Annotated in this window: 19 protein-coding genes, 1 tRNA gene and 1 riboswitch; of the genes, 9 read left to right on the forward strand and 11 right to left on the reverse strand. The window is 73.8% G+C overall.

Annotated features, from left to right (window positions below):
* From FHX40_RS14480 to FHX40_RS14495, 4 genes are all read right to left on the reverse strand, one after another.
* Nucleotides 1–687 (reverse strand): adenosylcobinamide amidohydrolase, encoded by a 687-nt coding sequence (locus tag FHX40_RS14480; protein WP_142260114.1) that lies wholly within the window; start codon nt 685–687, stop codon nt 1–3.
* Between the two features lie 99 nt (nt 688–786).
* Nucleotides 787–1,671, reverse strand: a complete 885-nt coding sequence (locus tag FHX40_RS14485) for an ABC transporter ATP-binding protein (RefSeq protein ID WP_142260115.1) — start codon at nt 1,669–1,671, stop codon at nt 787–789.
* Nucleotides 1,668–2,708 carry a FecCD family ABC transporter permease gene (locus FHX40_RS14490; protein WP_142261785.1) on the reverse strand — a complete coding sequence of 347 codons (1,041 nt, stop codon included), beginning with the start codon at nt 2,706–2,708 and terminating at the stop codon, nt 1,668–1,670. Before FHX40_RS14490 ends, FHX40_RS14485 begins: the two co-directional genes overlap by 4 nt.
* Before the next feature lie 60 nt (nt 2,709–2,768).
* A complete protein-coding gene (locus tag FHX40_RS14495; RefSeq protein ID WP_142260116.1) occupies nt 2,769–3,713 on the reverse strand; it encodes an ABC transporter substrate-binding protein in 945 nt (314 codons plus the stop codon).
* 45 nt (nt 3,714–3,758) lie between these two features.
* A riboswitch (adenosylcobalamin (AdoCbl) riboswitch) is annotated at nt 3,759–3,908 on the reverse strand.
* Between the two features lie 135 nt (nt 3,909–4,043).
* Between FHX40_RS14495 and FHX40_RS14500 the strand changes: the two genes are divergently transcribed.
* The gene (locus FHX40_RS14500; protein ID WP_142260117.1) at nt 4,044–4,682 is read left to right on the forward strand and encodes a histidine phosphatase family protein; all 639 of its coding nucleotides are present in this window, start codon (nt 4,044–4,046) and stop codon (nt 4,680–4,682) included.
* A gap of 224 nt (nt 4,683–4,906) precedes the next feature.
* On the opposite strand, the gene FHX40_RS14505 is transcribed toward FHX40_RS14500, so the two are convergent.
* The 3 genes from FHX40_RS14505 to FHX40_RS14515 all read right to left on the reverse strand — a co-directional run bounded on the left by FHX40_RS14505 (nt 4,907) and on the right by FHX40_RS14515 (nt 6,395).
* On the reverse strand, nt 4,907–5,173 hold the full coding sequence (locus FHX40_RS14505; RefSeq protein WP_229788327.1) for a hypothetical protein: 267 nt from the start codon (nt 5,171–5,173) through the stop codon (nt 4,907–4,909).
* Between the two features lie 163 nt (nt 5,174–5,336).
* A complete protein-coding gene (locus FHX40_RS14510; protein WP_142260119.1) occupies nt 5,337–5,573 on the reverse strand; it encodes a DUF397 domain-containing protein in 237 nt (78 codons plus the stop codon).
* Nucleotides 5,574–6,395: a helix-turn-helix domain-containing protein gene (locus FHX40_RS14515; protein ID WP_211350264.1), complete on the reverse strand. Its 822-nt coding sequence runs from the start codon at nt 6,393–6,395 to the stop codon at nt 5,574–5,576.
* Between the two features lie 211 nt (nt 6,396–6,606).
* Here FHX40_RS14515 and FHX40_RS14520 point away from each other — a divergent pair, with 211 nt between their 5' ends.
* Both FHX40_RS14520 and FHX40_RS14525 read left to right on the forward strand, forming a co-directional pair.
* Complete coding sequence (locus tag FHX40_RS14520; RefSeq protein WP_142260121.1) at nt 6,607–7,149, forward strand: ATP-binding protein; 543 nt, start codon at nt 6,607–6,609, stop codon at nt 7,147–7,149.
* A gap of 449 nt (nt 7,150–7,598) precedes the next feature.
* Nucleotides 7,599–9,986 carry a helicase-associated domain-containing protein gene (locus FHX40_RS14525; RefSeq protein WP_142260122.1) on the forward strand — a complete coding sequence of 796 codons (2,388 nt, stop codon included), beginning with the start codon at nt 7,599–7,601 and terminating at the stop codon, nt 9,984–9,986.
* Between the two features lie 245 nt (nt 9,987–10,231).
* On the opposite strand, the gene FHX40_RS14530 is transcribed toward FHX40_RS14525, so the two are convergent.
* A complete protein-coding gene (locus FHX40_RS14530; RefSeq protein ID WP_142260123.1) occupies nt 10,232–11,389 on the reverse strand; it encodes an Rv1352/Rv1906c domain-containing protein in 1,158 nt (385 codons plus the stop codon).
* A gap of 382 nt (nt 11,390–11,771) precedes the next feature.
* Here FHX40_RS14530 and FHX40_RS14535 point away from each other — a divergent pair, with 382 nt between their 5' ends.
* On the forward strand, nt 11,772–12,092 hold the full coding sequence (locus FHX40_RS14535; RefSeq protein ID WP_142260124.1) for a GroES family chaperonin: 321 nt from the start codon (nt 11,772–11,774) through the stop codon (nt 12,090–12,092).
* Nucleotides 12,093–12,240: 148 nt separating this feature from the next.
* On the opposite strand, the gene FHX40_RS14540 is transcribed toward FHX40_RS14535, so the two are convergent.
* Entirely contained in the window at nt 12,241–12,708 is a 468-nt protein-coding gene (locus FHX40_RS14540; RefSeq protein ID WP_229788329.1) for a TIGR02611 family protein, read from the reverse strand.
* A gap of 121 nt (nt 12,709–12,829) precedes the next feature.
* Between FHX40_RS14540 and FHX40_RS14545 the strand changes: the two genes are divergently transcribed.
* Nucleotides 12,830–13,687 (forward strand): patatin-like phospholipase family protein, encoded by an 858-nt coding sequence (locus FHX40_RS14545; RefSeq protein WP_142260126.1) that lies wholly within the window; start codon nt 12,830–12,832, stop codon nt 13,685–13,687.
* A gap of 349 nt (nt 13,688–14,036) precedes the next feature.
* Nucleotides 14,037–14,822, forward strand: coding sequence for a hemerythrin domain-containing protein (locus tag FHX40_RS14550; protein WP_170198835.1), 786 nt, complete (start codon nt 14,037–14,039; stop codon nt 14,820–14,822).
* Nucleotides 14,823–14,984: 162 nt separating this feature from the next.
* Here FHX40_RS14550 and FHX40_RS14555 read toward each other — a convergent pair whose 3' ends face one another.
* Nucleotides 14,985–16,292, reverse strand: a complete 1,308-nt coding sequence (locus FHX40_RS14555; protein ID WP_142260128.1) for a PP2C family protein-serine/threonine phosphatase — start codon at nt 16,290–16,292, stop codon at nt 14,985–14,987.
* Between the two features lie 371 nt (nt 16,293–16,663).
* Here FHX40_RS14555 and FHX40_RS14560 point away from each other — a divergent pair.
* A tRNA-Ile gene (locus FHX40_RS14560) sits at nt 16,664–16,737 on the forward strand.
* Between the two features lie 315 nt (nt 16,738–17,052).
* On the opposite strand, the gene FHX40_RS14565 is transcribed toward FHX40_RS14560, so the two are convergent.
* On the reverse strand, nt 17,053–17,928 hold the full coding sequence (locus FHX40_RS14565) for an SAM-dependent methyltransferase (RefSeq protein WP_142260129.1): 876 nt from the start codon (nt 17,926–17,928) through the stop codon (nt 17,053–17,055).
* Between the two features lie 404 nt (nt 17,929–18,332).
* On the opposite strand from FHX40_RS14565, the gene FHX40_RS14570 reads away from it, so the two are divergent.
* Both FHX40_RS14570 and FHX40_RS14575 read left to right on the forward strand, forming a co-directional pair.
* On the forward strand, nt 18,333–19,547 hold the full coding sequence (locus tag FHX40_RS14570; protein ID WP_142260130.1) for a helix-turn-helix domain-containing protein: 1,215 nt from the start codon (nt 18,333–18,335) through the stop codon (nt 19,545–19,547).
* 56 nt (nt 19,548–19,603) lie between these two features.
* On the forward strand, nt 19,604–20,077 hold the full coding sequence (locus FHX40_RS14575) for an NUDIX domain-containing protein (RefSeq protein WP_306465686.1): 474 nt from the start codon (nt 19,604–19,606) through the stop codon (nt 20,075–20,077).
* Nucleotides 20,078–20,141: the final 64 nt, after the last annotated feature.

The following is a 20,141-nucleotide window of genomic DNA, read 5'->3' on the forward strand; positions in this document are numbered from 1 at the left end:
TCAGCGGGGGCCGCGGTACCAGGCGCGGGTGCCCTCGAGCACGGCGGCGTGCACGGCGCGGGCGATCCGGGCGCCCCAGGTGGAGCGGGGGCCGCCGAAGATCTCCTGCGGCCCGTGCTCGGGCACCGCGACGCACACCGCGTCCGAGGCGGTTCCGGTGCCGGGGTAGCCGGTCTCGAGCAGCGCCTGCGTCTTCGCCTCGGTCACCGTCATCACCGCGTTCACCAGGGCGGCGTCGGACATCGCCACCGGCACCACGACGAGGATGTTGATCGTCCCCGGCACCGGGGCGGCCCCGCCGCGGCCGGGCCGTCCGGCCGGCCGTACCGGCTCCCCGCCCGGCTCCAGCACCGGGTCGGCGGCGTCCGGCGGGGCGGCGGCCCAGGTGGGGTGGCGCAGGCCCACGGTGGCGACCGCCTCCACGCCGCCGTCGCCGCGGCGCACGTACCGGTCGACGTAGGCGACGGTCATCATGCCGACGCCGGGCCCGGCCGGGCCGAGCGCGCGCAGGTGGTCGGCCGGGTCGAGGCGGCGGTATCCGCTCGCCACCTGCGCGTTGAGCACCCACTCACGCGGCCCGATGCCGCCGCCGAGCACGGCCGAGGAGATCATGCGCCAGCCGGGGCCGAACCGCCACAGCAGCGAGGCGAGCCGCTGCCCGTCCTCCTGCCGGTAGTCCAGGGTCATCGCGGGCCGGGCCACCGCCCCGGCCCCGTGCGGTGCCGCCTGACTTGTGCGCTCCTCCCCCACCGGCGCTCCTCCACCTGGTCCCTGCCTCTCCCCGGCTCACCGGTCGCCGTCCGGGCGGACGAGGTGCACCAGGGGCCGCCCGCCCGGACCGGCGTCGACGCGCACCCGGGCGCCGAAGTGCTCGGCGAGCGACGCCTCGGTGAGCACCTCGGCGGGCGGCCCGGACGCGACCGACCGGCCCTGCGACAGTAGCAGCACCGTGTCCGCGTACTGGCCGGCGAGGCTGAGGTCGTGCAGGGTGGTGACCACGGTGAGGCCGTCGGCGAGCCGCAGGTGGTCGACGAGCTCGAGCACCTGCTGCTGGTGGCCGAGGTCGAGCGCGGTGGTGGGCTCGTCGAGCAGCAGGATCGGCGCCTGCTGGGTGAGGGCGCGGGCGAGCACGACCCGCTGGCGTTCCCCGCCGGAGAGCCGGCCCAGCCTGCGCCGGGCGAGCGGGCCGAGCCCGAGCCGGTCGAGCACCGCGGCGGCGATCTCCCGGTCGGCGCGGCTCTCCCACCCCAGATAGGACAGGTACGGCGTGCGGCCGAGCAGCGCGTACTCGAACACCGTCATGTCCGGCGGCAGCGACGGCGTCTGCGGCGCGTAGGCGACGAGCCGGGCCCGCTCGCGCAGGGTGCGGGCGTGCGCGGGCTCGCCGTCGACGAGCACGGTCCCGGTGTACGGCACGAGCCCGAGGATCGCCTTGAGCAGGGTGGACTTGCCCGCCCCGTTCGGCCCGATCACCGCGAGCCAGCTGCCGCCGGGCACGGTGAGCCGGACGCCGGAGAGCACCGGCGTGCCGTCCAGCGCGACGTCGAGATCGTCGACCACGAGCCCGCCCGGCGCGGCGGGCACGCCACGCGGGGCACCCGCGCCCGTGGCGGCGTGCGCGGCACCGGCCGCGGCGGGCGCCGGAGGGCGGCGGCGGGCGGGCGCGGTCATGTCCCCACCGGCCGGGTCGCGCGGAGGATCGCCACGAAGAACGGCGCGCCGACGAACGCGGTGACCACGCCGATGGGCAGCTCGGCGGGGGCCAGCACGGTGCGCGCCACCAGGTCGGCGGCGACGAGGAACGCCGCCCCGCCGAGCAGCGACAGCGGCAGCACCATGCGGTACGAGCCACCGGCGAGCCGCCGCACCACGTGCGGCACCACCACGCCGACGAACCCGATCAGCCCGCTCACCGCGACCGCGGCGGCGGTGGCGAGCGAGGCGGCGAACAGCACCACGAGCCGCACCCGGCCCACGTGCACGCCGAGCCCGGCCGCCTCCTCGTCGCCGACCGACAGCACGTCGAGCAGCCGCCCGTGCAGCAGCAGGGCGACGGCCGCGACCGCCGCGTACGGCGCGATCATGCCGAGCCGCTCCCAGCTCCCGCCGAGATCGCCGAGGATCCAGGCGTACACGCGCTGCAGCTCCTCCACCTTGAGCTGCTGCACGAACGTCTGCACCGCGGTGAGGAACGACATCACCGCCACCCCGGCGAGCACGAGCGTCGCCGTACCGCCGCGCCCCGCGCTGCGGCCGAGCGCGTAGGCGAGCAGCACGCCGCCGACCGCGCCGGCGAACGCGGCGGCCGGGATCGCGGCCACCCCGGCCTCGCCCGGCAGGAACACCACGGCGAGGGTGACCGCGAGCCCGGCCCCGGCGGCGGCGCCGAGCAGGTACGGGTCGGCGAGCGGGTTGCGGAACACCCCCTGGTAACCGGCCCCGGCGACGGCGAGCAGCCCGCCCACGGCCACCGCGGTGAGCACCCGCGGCAGCCGCAGCTCGAGCAGCAGGCTCCGCTCCACCGGGGCGAGCCCGGAGTCCACGGAGACGAACGGCAGGCCGTCGAGCAGCGCGAGCAGCACGCCGCGGACCGGCATGTCCGCGGCGCCGGTGAGCAGCCCGGCCACCATGGCGGCGGCGAGCAGCACCACCGAGACGAGCAGCGGCGGCAGCAGCGACCGCCGCGCCGGCACCACCGGCGCGCGCATCCCGTGGTCCATCGGTCAGCCACCGGTCACGCGTTCGCCGGACGTCGCCCCGCCCATGGCTCAGCCGGCCGCCTTGCGCACGGCGTCGCTCACGGTGCGGGCGAGGTCCACGACCCGCGGCCCCCAGCGCGAGGCGATGTCGTCGTCGAGGTTGATCACGCGGTCGTTCTTGATCGCCGACAGGCCGGACCAGCCGGGCCGCTTGGCGAGGGTGTCCCGGTTCTGCCCGCAGCACTTGGTGGTGGCGAGGAAGATCAGGTCCGGGTCGGCCTTGGCGATGAACTCGGCCGACAGCCTAGGGTAGCCGCCGGCCGCGTCCGGCGCCCTGTCGGCGATGTTGACGAGCCCGAACAGGCCGTAGACGCGCCCGATAAAGGTGTTGGAGGTCACCGAGTACGGCGTGACGTCGAGCTCGTGGTAGTAGCTGAGCCTCTTCTCCTTGGGCGCCTCGGCGGCGAGCCGGTCGAGCTCGCGCCGCATCTCGTCGACGAGCCGCCGGGCGCGGTCGGCGTTGCCGGTCGCCGTGCCGAGGTCGAGGATCTGGTCGTAGGCGTCGTCGAAGTCGGTGGCGGACGGCTCGACCAGCACCGGCACGTTCACCTTGCTCAGCTTGGCGGCGATGTCGTCGATGTCACTGGCGATCACGACGAGGTCGGGCTTGTACTCGACGATCGCCTCGACGTTCGGCTTGAACCCCGACAGCGAGGTCTTCGGCGCCTCGGGGGGATGGTTGGAGCGCTCGTCCACGGCGACGACCTGCGGCCCGGCGCCGATGGCGAACAGGGTCTCGGTGGCGGTGGGCGAGAGGGAGACGATGCGCTCCGGCCGCCGCTCGATGGTGACCTGCCCGTTGCCCGCCTCGACGGTGACGGGGAACGCGGACGCGGCGGACGACGCGGATGCGGACGAGGGGGCGGACGGTGCGGGATCCTGCGCCTGGCCGCACGCGGCCAGTCCGAGGATCACCAGCAACGCGCTCGCCAAGGCCAGCCGTACGGGCCTCACGAGAGTCCTCCACAGGGGTCGGTTGCCGGGAATCGAGGGACCCGTACGCGACGGATCACCCTTTTCCACGAGGGCTGATGTCGTCGACGCGGCGCACAGGCGACCTGGCTCGTCCCCACGACGGGGGCTTGACAGTTGCGGGACAGCGCCGGACTCGCACCGGACTTCGCTGTACGTCGCGTTTGACTGGCACGTTACCAACCCCCGGGCCCGCGCTCCAGGGCGGCCCCGGCGAGCGGGCACGGCGCGGCAGGGGCGCGGGGGCAAGCCGAAGGCCGCCGCCTGGTCCGCGGGCCATGGCGAACCGGACGGCGGGCATGATGGTCACATATGGCAGAACTTTTCGTGATCCGGCACGGCGAGACCGAGTGGAGCCGTGACCACCGGCACACCGGACGCACCGACGTGCCGCTCACCGCGCGCGGCGAGGAGCAGGCACGGCTGCTCGCGCCCGTGCTCAAGGCCCGCTCCTTCGCCCTCGTCCTGGTCAGCCCGGCGCGGCGGGCCCGCCGTACCGCGGAGCTCGCCGGCCTGCTGCCGGACGGCGCCGAGACGCCCGAGCCGGGGCCGGGCACGCCGGAACGACGGCTCGACCCCGACCTGTGGGAATGGGACTACGGCGGGTACGAGGGCGTGACCTCGGCCGAGATCCGCCGCACCCGGCCGGGCTGGTACCTGTGGCGGGACGGCGTGATCCCCGGCGACGCGGATCACCCCGGCGAGACGGCCGAGCAGGTCGGCGCGCGGGCCGACCGGGTCATCGCCCGGGTACGGCCCGTCGTGGCCGGGCACGACGTGGCGATCGTCGCGCACGGCCACCTGCTGCGGGTGCTGGCCGCGCGCTGGCTCGGCCTGGAGCCGCGCGACGGCCGCCTGTTCCGGCTCGACACGGGATCGATCGGCGTGCTCGGCTTCGAGCACGGCGAACCGGTGATCCGGCGGTGGAACGTGCCGGTGCAGGGCCTGTGACCGGCCCGGCCGCGGCCTTTCCGGACCTCACGCCACGGTGCGGCGTACCGCCGTGCAGGCGCGCCGTACGGCGCCCAGGCGTGCCCTCGCGGGGGAACGGGAACGCCTCGGCGGGTGGCGTGCGTGCGGCGGGAACGGTCCGGGATCCCCGGCGCCGGGTGGGGCGCCGGGGCGTCGTCACAGGCGGCGGCACCCGGTTTCGCGCCCGGGTGCCGGCCGACGGCTCAGCGGGCGGCGGCCGGCTGCGGCCCGCGTCCGGTGAGCCACTCCAGCACCTTGCGGTGCCCGCGGCGGGCGTCCTCGAAGTGACCCCACCGCCAGTACCGCGGCTGCTCCCGGATCCCGGTCACCCAGGTGCGGTACGCGATCGCGTGCCGCTCCCCCGTCTCCCCCGTGGCCGGCTCCACCGGTGTGGCCACGCCGTAGGTACGGATCACGACCCGGCCGCCCGGTGCGAACAGCACGTCGTCGGCCACGGGATAGAGCGTCATCCGATCCAGCATTGGGGCCCCCACGATGTCGTCCATTGCCAGTCGTCCGACCGCGCGTCGTCGCACACGATGGACGATCCCCAATGTGCCGGACTCGACGAAGATCCTGGTTACACGTCCACCGCACCCGCGTTAATCGGATGCGGGCAATGTTAAATGCGTGTTACGCCAGCAGGTTGTCGAACTCGCCGTCCTTGACCCCCAGCATGAGGGCGCGGAACTCCTCACGGGTATAGATCAGGGCCGGGCCCTCCGGGTCCCGGGAGTTCCTGACGGCGATCCCCCCGTCGGGAAGCTCGGCGAGCTCCACACAGTTGCCGGTCGAGTTGCTGCGGATGCTCTTGCGCCACCGAACCCCGCGGATTGCGCTGGCCGGCATCCCGTTGTACGTCTGCTGCATCTACATCTCTCTGAGAATTTCCCCGAGTATCTCGGCGGTGCCCCCTGGCGTGGTGCTCTCCACGCACAGCTGCTCCATCGCGGTGAGGTACGGGTCGACGTCCTCCCGCTTGTCCAGGTACAAGGCACCCCAGAGCTGCTCGACGTAGACCACGTCCGGTAGATCGGACTCTGGAAACCGAAGGATCGTGAACGCCCCGCCCTCGGCGGCGTGCATGCCGTACTTGAACGGCATCACCTGGATGGTGATGTTCGGCAGCGTGGAGACGTCAAGCAGGTGCTGGATCTGCTCCCGCATGATCTCCGGGCCGCCGATGGGCCGCCGGAGCGCGGCCTCGTCGATCACCGCCCACAGCTTCGGCCCGTCCTTCCGGGTGAGCCGCTCCTGCCGCTTCATGCGCATGTGCACGCGGCGGTCGATCTCCTCCTCGGGGACGTCCGGATACCCCAGCCGGATGACCGTGCGGGCGTAGTTCGCCGTCTGGAGCAGACCGGGGATGAACTGCACCTCGTAGGTGCGGATCACGTTCGCGGCCTCCTCCAGGCCCACGTAGGTCGTGAACCAGCTCGGCAGCAGATCGCTGTACTTGTGCCACCAGCCCGGCGTGTTCGCCTCACGGACCATCTCGAGCAGGTTACGGCGTTCCTCGTCGTCGACGACGCCGTAGAGCGTGAGCAGGTCCTCGACGTCGCGTGTCTTGAATCCGACCCGGCCGAGCTCCATCCGGCTGATCTTGGACTCCGAGGCCCGGATGTGGAATCCGGCGACCTCTCTGGTGAGCCCTTTCTGCTCGCGCAGCCGGCGAAGGCTGGCACCGAGCATGATGCGCCGAACTGTGGAGCCGGAACCAGGCGGATCTATGGACACGTCACTTTCCTCCGGTTGTGGACTGCATCACACAGTCTGTCAAAGATCGCGCGTGGGCTCCCCTTTCGGTTCAGGGTTCCATGCTCCAACGGTAGCGCGTGCACGCGGCCTCTGCACGTGCATTCGCTCTTGCAATTGCACATGAGAGTGCACCATCATCGATCACATGCGATCCCTGACGCGTGGCGCGGGCACCCGGGTCTTCGACTGGTGGCCCTCGCTCGGCTGGTGGCCCGACCGCGCCCGCGACCTGCTCGGGGGACGTGTCCAGGTGCCCGCCGCGAGCGCCACGTTCGCGCTGCCGGCCCGCGCCGAGTCGGTGCACACGGCACGCGCGTACACCACCGGGACGCTGCGCGGCTGGGATCTCGGCCATCTCGCCGACGGCGTCAACCTCGTCGTCTCCGAGCTCGCCACCAACGCGCTGCGGCACGGGATCGCCCCGGCCGTCCGGTGGCCGGCCGACCCGATCCGGCTCTCCCTGGTCCGCCGCGGCCACCTGCTCACCTGCGCCATCGCCGACCCCGGCCGTGCCGTACCGGTGATGCGCGACTCCGGCCCGCTGGAGCCCGGCGGCCTCGGCCTGCACATCGTCGACTCGCTCAGCGTGCGCTGGGGCTGGTCCCCCATCGCCCCGTACGGCAAGGCGGTCTGGGCCGTGCTCGACGCCTCCGCGCCCGGCGGCGGGACCGCCGCGGCGTGCTTCTGATGATCTTCGTGAGCATGGTGGGACGCCTGCGTCCGACGATTTTCCGGGCTTCGCCGAAGAGCATTGACGAAGGTCGCGAAGTAGAGAACAGTTCCCGGTAACGGGAACAGCCGCCCACGTCCGCGAGGCGCGAGGGACCGTGCGCCCGGACCGGCCGGGCGACGGGTGCGGCGGGCGGAGGAGTTCCCGCCGCCAGGCGTACCCACCCACCTGCACCCTGCTCGTATCGACCCGTTCCGACCCGTGGAGAGCATGCTCATGACGGGGCTTCCGACGGGAGCCGTGCCGTACGCGGCCGTCCCGTCACGCCGGCCGCGCCGGGGCGACACCCGGGGTGTGACCGGCGGGTGCGGAATGGGTGTCGATTACGGCAGGCAGATCCCGCACCTTGGTGATCTGCATTACGGTGGCTTTCTGGTCGGTCCCGGAAGACGCATGAGAGATCTGTGATGGACGATCACCTGCTCGGCTGGCTGACGACCCTCGACGAAGACCGGCTCACCCGAATCCTCGCGAACCGCCCCGACGCCATCGCCGCCCCGTGGCCCCGGCGCCTCGAGGCCCTCGCCGAGCGGCTGACCGACCCCCGCGCGGTGCTCGAGGTCATGCGCACCCTGCCGCTGCCCCCGCTGGAGCTGCTGCAGGCCTGCCTGGTGATCGGGGACCGCGCCACCGAGGACGAGCTCGCCCGCTTCCTGGGGGTGAGCAGGAGCACGGTGCAGCCGTGGCTGGAGCAGGTGTACGACCACGCGCTCGCCTGGCCGGGACCGGACGGGCGCATCCACCTCGCCGACGCGGTCGCCCGCACGTGGACCGCGCCGTACGGCCTGGGCGACCCGCTCGCCCTCTATCTGGAGACCTGGACGCTCAACCTGGAGGAGCTGCGCCGGATCAGCCGCCGCCTCGGGCTGTCCGCGCAGGGCGGTAAACGCCAGCTCATCGCCCGGATCCGCGGCGTGCTCGAGGACCCGGACCGGCTGCACGCGCTGCTCGCCGAGGCGCCGGACGGCACGCTGGGCCTGCTCGACGACTTCGCCTGGGACGGGCCGGTGCGCACCGTGGACGGCGACCGGTTCGCGGTGGAGGGCACGCCGGAGAAGTGGGCGGCCGACCGCGCGCTGCTGTTCCGCACCCGGTGGGACCTCGCCGAGATGCCGCGCGAGGTGGCGCTCGCGCTGCGCGGCCCCGACTACCACGCGCCGTTCACCCCGCAGCCGCCCGAGGTGGCGACGGTGCGGGTGGACCTCGCCGCGGTCGAGGAGGCGATGTGCCTGGCCGCGCCGCGCGCCGTGGAGCGGGCCGCCGCCCTGCTGGAGAACACCGACAAGACCCCGCTGCCGCTGCTGAAGACCGGCGGCGTGGGGGTGCGCGAGGTGCGGCGGGTGGCCCGGGAGACCGGCGGCACCGAGGCCGAGACGCGGCTGCTGCTGGAGGTGTGCGCGGTGGCCCGGCTGCTCGCCGTGGACGAGGCGGCCGGGGGCCTGGTGCCCACCGAGCGGTTCGACGCCTGGCGCCTCGAGGACGCGCCCGCCCGGCTGCGGGTGCTGCTCGCCGCCTGGTGGCGGATGGAGCGCTCCTCCTTGTTACGCCGCCAGGACGGCCGATATCCGACCGTCCTGGGGGACGAACCGAGCGGCGAGACCGTGGCGCGGATCCGGTGGGCCGTGCTCTCCACGCTCGCCTCGCTGCCCGAGGGCACCACGTTCGCCACCATGCCCGAGCTGGTGCAGGCCGTGCACTGGCGGGCGCCGCTGCTCGACCGCACGCTGCTCGCCCGGTGCTGCCCCGCCGTGCTCGAGGAGGGGCGGCTGCTCGGGGTGATCGCCGGGGACGCGGTGACCCCGCTGGGACGCGCCCTGGCGCGGCTGTCCGGGGTGGCCGGGTCCGAGCAGGACGAGCACGTGCCCGAGGTCGAGCACGACCCGCAGCTGATCGAGCGCTCCACCAAGGCGCTGGCGAGCGCGCAGCGCACCGCGCAGTTCGGCGCCGACCTCACCGCGGTGGTCACCGGCCCGCCGTCGGCCGAGCTCGCCGCGCTGCTCGACCGGGCCGCGGACCGGGAGACCCGGGGATCCGCCTCGGTGTGGCGGTTCTCGCCGGCGAGCGTACGGCGGGCCCTCGACGCCGGGCACACCGCGGACGGCCTGATCGCCGACCTCGCCCAGGTGGGCGCGCTGCCGCAGACGCTCACCCGGCTCATCCGGGACGTGGCGCGGCGGCACGGCGAGGTCACCGTGACCACGGTGGCGTGCATCATCCAGGGCTCCGATCCCGCGTTGCTCGCCGAGATCGCGGCGCACCGCAGGCTCGCCCGGCTGGGCCTGCGGCAGCTCGCGCCGACCGTGCTCGCCAGCTCGGTGCCCGCCGAGCGCACGCTCGCCGCGCTGCGCGAGGCCGGGTACTCCCCGGTGCCGGTCGACGACACCGGCGAGATCACGGTACGGCGGGAGCCCGCGGGCGGCGGCAAGCTGATCCTGCTGCCCGGCGGCCGGGTCGCCGAGCTCGAGTCCACCCCGATCCCGATCGCCGACCCGCCCCCGGACCCGCGCGAGCACGCCCGCCGCCTGCTGCGCGCCCGCGCCCGCGAGGAGCCGCAGGGCCGTACCTGGGCGGTGATCGGCCGCCTCGCCACCCGTCTCCCCACCGCCCAGCAGTCCCTGCTCGGCAGCGTCGTCGACCGCGGCGCCCGGGCCATGATCACCCTCACCGACGGCATCACCGCGACGATCAGCCACGGCGAGCTCCGCCGCAACGTGCTGGAGGCCTGGTGCGAGGAGGCCGGCGACTACCTTGAGTTCCCGCTCTCCGAGATCTCCTCGGTGACCGCCGCGTACTGAGGCCGGCGCACCGAGCCCGCCCGCCGAACCGGCACGGCGATCCGTTCCTCCGCACACCTCCACGGCCCGGCGCGGCCTTCGGCGCGTGCGCGCGTACGTAAGGATTCACCTGCCGGTTCGCGTGCGGATTCACTTACAGGTGCACGTGCAGCCGCACGTGCGATCCATGACAATGAATGCCGGTGAGAAGGCCTGCCGTCGCGTGCGGGGGCCGTGGGCGGGGAGGGAGGCCCCGTGGCCGGCCGTCAGGGCTCGTCGGGCCGGGGCAGCTCCACGGCCGCCTGCTGGGCCGCCCGGAGGCTCTCCTGCAGCGCCTTCTTCAGGTCGGCGGCGTTGCGGGCGAGGCGGTCGATCTCGGAGACCGCGAGCTCGTCGGCGACGGTCTCGGCGAGCAGGTCCTGGTACTCGGCGGCCCGGTCGGCGACCCGCGCGACCTGGGCGTGCGCCCGGTAGGCCGCGTCCGCCTCGGCGGTGCGCTCCGCGTACCGCTCGAGCGCCTCCACCCGGGCGGCGACCGAGGCCTCGACGTCGTCGAGGGCCTTGCGCAGCGGGCGCAGCGCCTCCTCCGCCTGCGGGGCCACCCCCTCCGCGACCAGGCGGCGCTGGTCCTCGCGCAGCTGCGCGACCTTGCGCAGCGTCTTGGCGATCTGCCACTCCTGCCGGGGCAGGGTGACCGCGTTCTCCCCGGGCTCGAGCAGCCCGGCGCGGGCGACATCGGACTCGCGCACCCGGCGGATCGCCTCCTGGGCGCGGCGGAGCAGCGCCCGGCCGCGGTCGTCCAGGTCCCCGGGGAGGCAGAACCGGTCGGGGTTCGCCTTCGCCACCGCGGCCACCTCGCCGAAGCGGCGCTGCCAGGCCCCGCGCCGCAGGCCGTACAGCGCGGCGCCGGCCGCGGCGAGGGCGACGAAGACCAGCGGCGAGAGGTCCACGCCGGCCGCGCCGCCGAGCATGAAGACGGCGAGGAGGAGAAGCACGATGAGGCGCAGCCAGTCGCCGCCGTGCGGGCGCGACCGCTCGCCCGCCCACGGCGCGCCGGTGCGCACGTGCCGCAGCAGGTCGGGGCGGGCCCGCAGCCGGGCGGCGAGGTCCTCGCCGAGGTCGGGGTCGACCACGGGCAGGACCCCGTCGTCCTCGTCCTCCACGCCGGGCGCGCCCACGCGCAGCCAGTCGCCGGGCATGTGGGTCTGGAACGCGACGTCGCCGCTCTCGATGACGACCTCGGCCTCGCCGGGCGCGTCCGGCCGCCCGGCCACCGGGGCGGCGTTCCCGCCCGGGTAGCGGATCCAGCGGCCGTTCCCGGGCGTGCGGCACACGTAGCGGCCGGGCACGACGTCGGCGCCCACGACGAACATGCCCTTGGCCGGGATCCGGTCGAGGTAGCGGACGTTCAGGCACTGCCCCATGAAGGATGTGTTTCCACGGGACCGCGCCTCAGACGACCGGCGTCCCGGCGAATCGGTGGTGGGGTGGTGATCGTGGGGGTGGATCTCGCCCCGTTGGACCAATACGCCTCCCGCGCCCGCCGCGACACTGGTTCTCCCTATGGAACCAGCATGCTCGCAACTCGCCTAGGTCGGGAGAAAAAGGTCAGCAAGGTGAGACGATCAGGCAAGCCCGATTCCGCGCCGCCGTACGGCCGGCCGGAGACGCCCGGCCACGCCGCCCGGAAGCGACCGGGAACGCGGCGCCTGTGGCCGGGCCGGGCGACTCCGTACCGTGCCCGGGCGAACGCGGTCGACGCCGACCCCTCCCCACGCGGGCGGCTCGTCCACATAAACTTCCAGCGTGACAGAACCGAAGTTCGAGATACAGATGCTCCACGACCGTGTCATGATCAAGGTCGAGCGCGACCCGGAGGAGCGGCGGAGTACTTCGGGCATCGTCATCCCTGCCACGGTCAAGATGGCCAACCGGCTCACCTGGGGCCTGGTCTGCGGTGTGGGCGCGGGCGCCCGCCAGGTGAAGGTCGGCGACAAGGTCCTGTTCAACCCCGAGGACCAGTACGAGGTGGAGATCCACGGCGAGGTCTACCTCGTGATGCGCGAGCGCGACCTGCACGCCATCGCCACCCAGCACACCGACCACGGCACCGGCCTCTACCTGTAGCGGCCGGTCACGCACCGGGTGCGGCGTCCACGGGCGGCCCGCGGGCACGCCACGGGCGACCTCCGGCGCCCGGGGATGCGCGACCCGGCATGCGGCGTCCGGGGACGCAGCGGGCGGAGCGCCCTGGGCGATCCGCCCCCGGCCGACCTCACCGGCTCACGAACCGCAGTCCCTCCACGACCAGGTTGACGCCGAGCGTCAGCCAGACCGAGGCCCAGACGATCGCGCCTGCGATGGCGAACGTGACCACGGAGACGAGGATCCGGACAGGCCAGCTCTGCCGTACGAGCCACCGTGTCCACAGACCGAGCAGTCTCTTGCCGAACTGCAGCACGTGATGTGCCCAGGCGAACTCGGTCGCGAGCACCGCCAGTCCGCCGAAGACCACCAGCCAGCCCGGGCCGGGGAAGGGCACCATGATCAGCCCGCCGACGACCATCGCCGTGCCGATCACCCCGACGACGATCTTCAGCGTGAGGCGCCCGGCGGGATTGGCCCGTACGGCGTCACGCCAGCGCCTCAGCGCCGTCCGCCGCTTGATGACGCCACCCCCGTCGCGTGAAGCCGGCGTTTCCTGTGTCCGCAGCACCGTGCCGCCCTGTCGCTCATCGCCCAAGCCGCCGCCCCCCGTAGGTCCGTCCCCGCCGGTGACAGCATAGAAGGCGGGAGGGCCTCCCCGGGGAGCATGGGGTCGCCTAGGCTGGCTCACCGAGCAATGTTCTACGGCGGAGGTGGGCATGAGCAAGGCACTGGTCCTGGGCGGCGGCGGGGTTGCCGGGATCGCCTGGGAGGTCGGGGTGATCCACGGCCTCATCCGGGAGGGGGTCGACCTCTCCGACGCCGATCTCATCGTCGGCACCTCGGCCGGCTCGGTCGTCGGCGCGCTCGTGGCCACCGGGGCCGATCTGGAGCAGGCGATCGAGACCCAGATCGCGGCCACCGCCAAGGCCGGGGCGGACCGGGACGCGCTCGGGCCCGGGCCCGATCCGCAGTCGATCACCGCCGCCTTCGGCATCCTCTTCGACCCCACGCTCGAGCCGAAGGAGGCCCGGCGCCGGATCGGCGAGCTCGCCCTCGCCGCGCGGAACGTGCCGAGCGAGGAGCGCGCCCGGAAGGTCTTCGAGCGGCTGCCCATCCACCAGTGGCCCGAGCGGCCCCTCAAGATCACCTGCGTGGACGCGCACACCGGCGAGTTCGTCGTCTGGGACAAGGACTCCGGGGTGCCGCTGGTGCTGGCGGTGGCGTCGAGCTGCGCCGTCCCCGGCTTCGTCCCCCCGGTGACGATCGGGGACGGCCGGTACATCGACGGCGGCGTGCGCTCGCCGGTCAACGCCGACCTCGCCGCCGGGGCGTCGTCGGTGGTGATCCTCGAGCCGCTCGCCGCGGTGTGGCCGCGCGAGCGGCTCCGGGCCGAGCTGGCCGCGCTTGGCGACGCCCGGGTGCTCAGCGTCGTGCCCGACGAGGCGGCCCGCGCCGTGTTCGGCGTGAACGTGCTCGACCCCCGCCTGTGGGGGCCCGCCTTCCACGCCGGGCTGAACCAGGCGGCCTCACTCGCCGACGACGTGCGGAGGGTGTGGAAGCCCGAGGAGGAGTGACCCGGCGCGCCGTCCCCCGGTCAGCCGGGCCCGCCGGTCTCGGCGTCGGCGCGGCCGCGGGCGGTACGGCTCGCGCCGCAGCCCGCGACCGGAACGGCGACCCCCTGCGGGCGGGCGTACGGCCGCCTCGCGCAAGCGGCCGAGGACTCGGCCCGCAGGGGTTGCAGGGGAAGTCTGCCCGACGACCGCCGTTCTCCCCACCGTACCCGTGACCCACATCCGCCACATAGGCCGCAAAGTTTCAATCAAGCAAACAACAGCCGCACAACTCGCCGGGCGTGGCGATGAGCCGTCCGAATCCTCCCCGTCTACACTCTCCGTGATCAAACGACTACGCATGGGAGTGACTGTGGCTGATTCGGACGTGCGGCTGGACAGGCGGCGCCTGGTCGGGCTGACCACGGCGGCTGCGGGCGGCGGGCTCATCGCCCTGGCGGGCGGCATCGCCGGCGGCACGGCGGCGTCGGCGACGCGGGAGCTGCCGCTCAGCCCGCCGGAGGACCTCATGCGCGAGCACGGCCTGCTCAACCGCGTCCTGCTCGTCTACCGCGAGGCGATCCGGCGGATCAAGAAGGGCGAGCCGGTCCCGCACAAGGAGATCGGTACCGCGGCGGGCGTGATCCGCGAGCTCATCCACGACCACCACGAGCACGTCGAGGAACGGCACCTGTTCTCGGCGCTGCTCCGGGCCGGCAGGCACACCGCCACGATCGACGTGCTGCTCACCCAGCACGCGGCCGGCCGCGCCCTCACCGGCGAGCTGCTGCCGCTCGACAACACCCCGGCCCGCAAGATCGGGGCGCGCGACCGGCAGAAGATCGTCGATACCATGTCCGCCTTCATCCGGATGTACCAACCGCATGAGGCGCGCGAGGACACCGAGATCTTCCCGACGTTCCGCGCCATCACGCCGCCCCGGGAGTTCTACGAGCTCAGCGAGGAGCTGCGCGAGCAGGAGTTCCGCCGGTTCGGCCCGATGGGCTACGCCAGGTTCGTCTCGCGCGTCGCCGACGTCGAGAAGTCCCTCGGCATCCACGACCTGGCGCAGTTCACCCCGAAGGACGCGCCGAAGCCGCGCCGCCCGAACCGGCCGCGCCCGGAGGCCGCCGACCGCGGCGAGGACCGGCGCTCCTGACGGCCGCCGCGAACCGAGGCACGGCCGAAGGCGCCCGAGCGCCGGAGGCACGGCCAAGGCGGTGCCGGACGGCGTGGCCCGAGGCACCGCCCGTGCCGTACGGCGCGGGCCGGGCCACCGGACCGGGGTGCGGCACCGGGAACCGTCCGCACCCCGGCCGGGTCACCGCCTCGTGCCGGGCGGCCGTATGCCGGACCCGCGGCGGCCCCGGCCACCCGGGCCCACGCCCAGGCCACCGGCGGCCACGTCGTCCGCCGGGCCGTACCCGGAGTCGAAGGTCATCTGGGAGCTGTCGCCCTTCCACTCGGCGATCAGCACGGCCGCGTCGTCCTGCAGCCGCCCGCTCTGGTGGCGCAGGATGTCCTGCATGAGCCGCCGCAGCGTCTCCTGCGCGGCGAGGCCGCCCGCCGCGTGCCGGACGATGAACCGGACGAACCGCTCCATGCCGAACGGCTCCCCGGTCTTCGGATCGCGGGCCTCCGTGATGCCGTCGGTGTAGTACAGCAGCCGGTCGCCCGGTTCGAGGCGGCGGCGGTGCTCGCGCGGCCGCTCCGGCAGCCGCAACCCCATCGGCAGCGTCGGCTCGCTGTCGAGCACGTCCACCCAGCGGCCGCCGCGGACCAGCAGCGGCGGCGGGTGGCCCCGGTTCACCCAGGTCAGCTCGCCGGTGTCGAGGTCGATCCGGGACAGCACGCCGGTGACGTACCGCTCCCCGTCGAACTGCTCGATGACGTCCTCCTGGATCGCCATGCTGATGTCGGCGAGGCCCATCCCGGCGCGCCGGTGGCCGCGCCAGCTCGCGATCGCGATGCTCGCGGTGAGCCCGGCCGAGGTGTCGTGCCCCATCGCGTCGAAGATCGACAGGAAGAGGGTGCGCCCGCTCACCGCGTAGGAGAACGCGTCGCCGCCCACCTCGTACGCCGGCTCGATCGCCGCCCCGATCGTGACCCGGTCGTTGGCGAAGGCGAGCGGCGGCAGCAGGTGCCACTGCACCTCGGCGGCGAGCGTCATCGCGCGGGTACGGGTCACCCGCGCGTAGGTGTCGCTGTGCATCCGCTTGCTGACGATGAGCATGCCGACGAGCGCGGCGAGGCCGGATAGCAGCTCCCGCACGCGCCGGTCGTCCCGCGGCGAGCGGGCCTCCAGCACGCCGATGCGCTCGGTGCCGTCGAGGACCGGCACCCAGAAGCGGTACGGCTCGCCCGCCGCCGCCTCCTCCGCGGTGCGGTACGGGCCCACGATCTCGACCTCACGGAACGCGAGCCCGGCGAGCGTGCCGTCGATGTCGAGCTGGCCCTTCTCCGGGGACCAGTCCGGCCCCTCCCCCAGCATCCGCAGCACCTGCTGCTGCCGGTCGGCGAGGTAGACGCGGGCGTCGAGCAGTCCCTCGGCGGCGGCGTGCCGCGCGATCAGCGCCGGAAGGTGGTCGAAGTCGCATAGTTGGCTCGCCTTCAGCAGCTCGCCGAGCACTCCACCACCCCCTGGCGCCCGAAGGCCTTACCCGTCAGAATGACTCCTCTACCCCCACGGCGAGCCAACGAGTCCCGCAGGCCTGGGTAAATTCGCAGGCCACCACCTCAAAGGCCCGCCTTCCGGAAGGTGACCATGGTCGCGCGCCGGGCCGTACCTCCCCGGCCGTCGTACCTCGATGCGGTGGTGGTCGCCGATGCGCGGGCCCTCGCCGTTCGGGGGCGGTGCGCGCGCCGGACCGGCGAGCCGGACGGCCGGACCGTCCTTCCGTGGCCGCAAGCGGTGCGGTGAATACTATGCTGTGCTCTGCGTACGTATCCGTGGTAGGTTCTCTCTGGCCTGTGAAATGCGCAGGTCAAACCGTTTTTGACGGGGCGATAGCTCAGCCGGTCAGAGCAGCGGACTCATAATCCGTCGGTCCTGGGTTCAAGTCCCAGTCGCCCCACTCTCTCTTCCATCAGGTCCATCAGGCCGGACGGCCCACCGGGGCCCGCGGCCTTCACCCGGTGCCAGGGCCGCTGAACGGGGAACCGTCTCCCGAGCCCGCCCGCCGTGAACGCCCGCCTCTTGGTCTCCCGCACGACAGCGAAGCCGCGCCGCGCGAACGCGACGCGGCGGAGGGCGCGGTGGATGCGGTGGCACGCGGCCGGCCGGCTGGGCGATGGCCGGGCCCGCGTGCCACCGCGCGCACGCCCCGAGGTGATTTCCCCCCTCCGCGCCCAGGGCGTGCGGGCCTGACGGGCCGGAAGGCCCAACGTCTTCAGTCCTTGCGTCCGATTCCGCAGAGCACCGGGACGGTCAGTACGGCCGCCCGGTCGGGGTCGTCGGCGCCGATCCCGGCGATCGCGCCGGTGGTCAGCAGCCAGTCGCCCACCGGGCGCAGGCCGGGCTCGGCCAGGCGGGTGCCGGCGAACAGGGCCGCGATCTCCGGCTCGGTGCGGGCGATCGCCCACGCGGCGGGCTCCCGGCCGGCGGGCGCGGGAGCGTCGCACCGCCGCGGGTCGCGGTGCAGGTGGGAGATGACGAGCATCGAGCCGGGGGCGAGCTCGGCGACCAGGGTGGCGACCGCCTCGGCGGGGTGCTCGTCGTCGCGGACCAGGTGCATGATCGCGACGAGGAGCAGGGCGATCGGCCGGTTGAAGTTGAGGTTGCCGGACGCCATCACCTCGTCGATCAGCCGGACCGGTTCGCGGACGTCCGCCTCGACCACGATGGTGCGCGGGTCGAGGGCGAGCATCGCCCGCGCCTGGGCGACCACCGCCGGGTCGTTGTCGACGTACACGGTGCGCGCCTCGGGGGCCACCTGGCGGGCGACCTCGTGCACGTGGCCCTGGGTGGGAAGCCCGGAGCCGATGTCGAGGAACTGGCGGATGTCGTGGGCCTCCACGAGGTGGCGGACCGTCCACCGCAGGAACGCCCGGTCGGCCTTCGCCGCCGCCCGCACGGCCGGGTGGCGGGCCAGCAGCCTCTCCCCGGCCTCGCGGTCCACCGGGTGGTTGTCCTTACCGCCGAGGAACCAGTCGTGCACGCGGGCCATGTTCGGCGCCGGCACATCGATATTCCCCGGCGTCTCCGGAAGCGAATGCGAGAAGTTCTCGCCATTCGCCCGCTCCCGTCCCACGGTCACCATTTGCATGCCGGGTTTCCCGCTCGTGAGGCCGGGCCGGAGTCACCGGTCGTCGCCGGCCGTACACCCCGATCGATGATCGATAAGTGATCGATATCCGCACGACGGACCGGCCGCCGCCTCGGCCGCGTCCCCCGGCCGGAGGCCCGGCCCCTCCGGGCGTCCCGTACCCGATCACCGCAGGTGACACGGTCGTCCGCCCGCCCCCGTGGCCCTGCGGGGCGGGCCGCCGGGTACGGCGCCCGAATATGGTTCCGGAATGGCGGCATATCCGTCCCTACCGCCCCTTTCATCTGCGCAATGGACGTTTCTCCTGCCGGTCAGGGACACTAGAGCGGGGCGGACGCGGCATCCCGGAAAATAATTCCGGGGTTCTCGGGCGGATTTAGGCAAGGTTCATAAGCATGCGGGGCATGACGGATCATTTGTCGTTCGGCGAGCGTATCGCATGGTATCGCCGCCGTCGCGGAATGTCACAGGAGGTGTTGGCCGGGCTCGTCAACCGCACCCCGGATTGGCTGAGCAAAGTCGAGAACGACAGGATAGAGCTCGACCGGCTCTCGGTCATCAAAAGCCTCGCCACCGCCCTCGACGTTTCCGTCGGCGAATTGCTCGCCGAACCGTCGCTCACCGACTGGACCGGCGAGAGCGGCGACCGCACCGTCCCCGCCCTGCGCGCGGCGATCACCGACTACCGCCACCTCACCCCCGTCGCCGCGCTCGCCCGGGCCCACGATCCCCCGCCCCTCGCCGAGCTGCGCCGTGACGTCGCCGACGTGTGGGAGGCGTACCAGGCGTCGCGCTACGGCCTGATGATCCGCCGCCTGCCGCCGCTGCTCGCCGAGGCCCACCACGCCGCGGCCGCCGCGACCGGCGACGAGCGGGCCGAGGCCCACCGGGTGCTCGGGCAGGCGTACCACGCCGCCGCCGCCATCCTCGTCAAGATCGGCGAGACCGACCTGGCGTGGATCGCCGCGGAACGCGGCCTCAACCACGCCCAGAACTCCGGCGACCAGGTGGTGATCGCCTCGCTGCTGCGGTCGGTCACCTACGCGCTGATCGCCAACAACCGGTTCGACGCCGCCTCCCAGCTCACCGCGCACGCCGCAGGCATGCTCGAGCGGGAGCTGTCCCGCCCCACCCCCGAGCTGCTCTCGGTGTACGGCACGCTGCTGCTGTGCGGTTCCATGGCCGCCGCCCGGGCCGACGACCGCGCCACCACCCGCGCCTACCTCGACCGGGCCGACGCGGCCGCCCGGCGGCTCGGCGGCGACGCCAACCACGTGTGGACCGCGTTCGGGCCCACCAACGTCGCCATCCACCGCGTCGCCACCGCGGTCGAGCTCGGCGACATCCAGATCGCCATCGACCTCGGCCCCGGCCTCGACACCAGCGGCATGCCGGTGGAGCGCCGCGCCCGCCACGGCATCGCCGTCGCCCAGGCCTACAGCCGGTGGAACCGCACCGACGAGGCCCTCGACGCCCTCCTCGAGGCCGAGCGCATCGCCCCCGAGCAGGTCCGCCGCCACTACCTCAGCCGGCAGCTCGTCCTGGGATGGATGCGCCGCCGCAGGGGCAGGCCCGACCGCCGCCTCGCCGACCTCGCCCGGAGGCTCCACGTCGCCTGATTCCGGGCCCCGGCCCTCCGACCCGCCCTCCGACACGTCCCCCTCAGGTGAATGCGGTGACGGCACACGACACCCCGCCCATGGCCACCCCGCGCGCCGCCGCCGGCGCGCTCTTCTTCGACGAGCACGACCGCCTGCTGCTCGTCCAGCCCCGCTACAAGGACCACCGCGACCTCCCGGGCGGGTACGTCGAGCCCGGCGAGACGCCGTACCAGGCGTGCCGCCGGGAGGTCCGGGAGGAGCTCGGCATCGAGCCCGCCATCGGCGGGCTGCTCGTCGTCGACTGGGCGCCGCACCCGGCCGAGGGGGACAAGGTCCTCTTCCTGTTCGACGGGGGCGTGCTCAGCAGCACCGCCCGGCAGGACGTACGGCTCGCCGACGACGAGCTCGCGGGCTACGACTTCCACCCGGTCGAGGAGATCCCCGGGCTGCTCATCGGCCGCCTCGCCGCCCGGGTGACCGCGGCCCTCGCCGCCCGCCGGCTCGGCCACCCCCTCTACCTGGAGAACGGCCGCCCGCTTCCGGACTGAGCGTGCGCGGCCCCGCGCGGCCGCGCCGCCGGGGCCGGGGTCCGAGGCAGCCCCGCCGCCGTCC

This window comes from Thermopolyspora flexuosa (assembly GCF_006716785.1).
Classification (GTDB): domain Bacteria; phylum Actinomycetota; class Actinomycetes; order Streptosporangiales; family Streptosporangiaceae; genus Thermopolyspora; species Thermopolyspora flexuosa.

What these genes read in the sequence shown, in the direction of transcription:
- FHX40_RS14505 (WP_229788327.1), bottom strand. Translation starts at nt 5,173, where the DNA reads ATGACGCTCTATCCCGTGGCCGACGACGTGCTGTTCGCACCGGGCGGC.
- FHX40_RS14490 (WP_142261785.1), bottom strand. Translation starts at nt 2,708, where the DNA reads ATGCGCGCGCCGGTGGTGCCGGCGCGGCGGTCGCTGCTGCCGCCGCTG.
- FHX40_RS14500 (WP_142260117.1), top strand. Translation starts at nt 4,044, where the DNA reads ATGGCAGAACTTTTCGTGATCCGGCACGGCGAGACCGAGTGGAGCCGT.
- FHX40_RS14545 (WP_142260126.1), top strand. Translation starts at nt 12,830, where the DNA reads ATGAGCAAGGCACTGGTCCTGGGCGGCGGCGGGGTTGCCGGGATCGCC.
- FHX40_RS14480 (WP_142260114.1), bottom strand. Translation starts at nt 687, where the DNA reads ATGACCCTGGACTACCGGCAGGAGGACGGGCAGCGGCTCGCCTCGCTG.
- FHX40_RS14565 (WP_142260129.1), bottom strand. Translation starts at nt 17,928, where the DNA reads ATGCAAATGGTGACCGTGGGACGGGAGCGGGCGAATGGCGAGAACTTC.
- FHX40_RS14515 (WP_211350264.1), bottom strand. Translation starts at nt 6,395, where the DNA reads ATGCTCGGTGCCAGCCTTCGCCGGCTGCGCGAGCAGAAAGGGCTCACC.
- FHX40_RS14510 (WP_142260119.1), bottom strand. Translation starts at nt 5,573, where the DNA reads ATGCAGCAGACGTACAACGGGATGCCGGCCAGCGCAATCCGCGGGGTT.
- FHX40_RS14520 (WP_142260121.1), top strand. Translation starts at nt 6,607, where the DNA reads ATGCGATCCCTGACGCGTGGCGCGGGCACCCGGGTCTTCGACTGGTGG.
- FHX40_RS14525 (WP_142260122.1), top strand. Translation starts at nt 7,599, where the DNA reads ATGGACGATCACCTGCTCGGCTGGCTGACGACCCTCGACGAAGACCGG.
- FHX40_RS14570 (WP_142260130.1), top strand. Translation starts at nt 18,333, where the DNA reads ATGACGGATCATTTGTCGTTCGGCGAGCGTATCGCATGGTATCGCCGC.
- FHX40_RS14530 (WP_142260123.1), bottom strand. Translation starts at nt 11,389, where the DNA reads ATGGGGCAGTGCCTGAACGTCCGCTACCTCGACCGGATCCCGGCCAAG.
- FHX40_RS14485 (WP_142260115.1), bottom strand. Translation starts at nt 1,671, where the DNA reads ATGACCGCGCCCGCCCGCCGCCGCCCTCCGGCGCCCGCCGCGGCCGGT.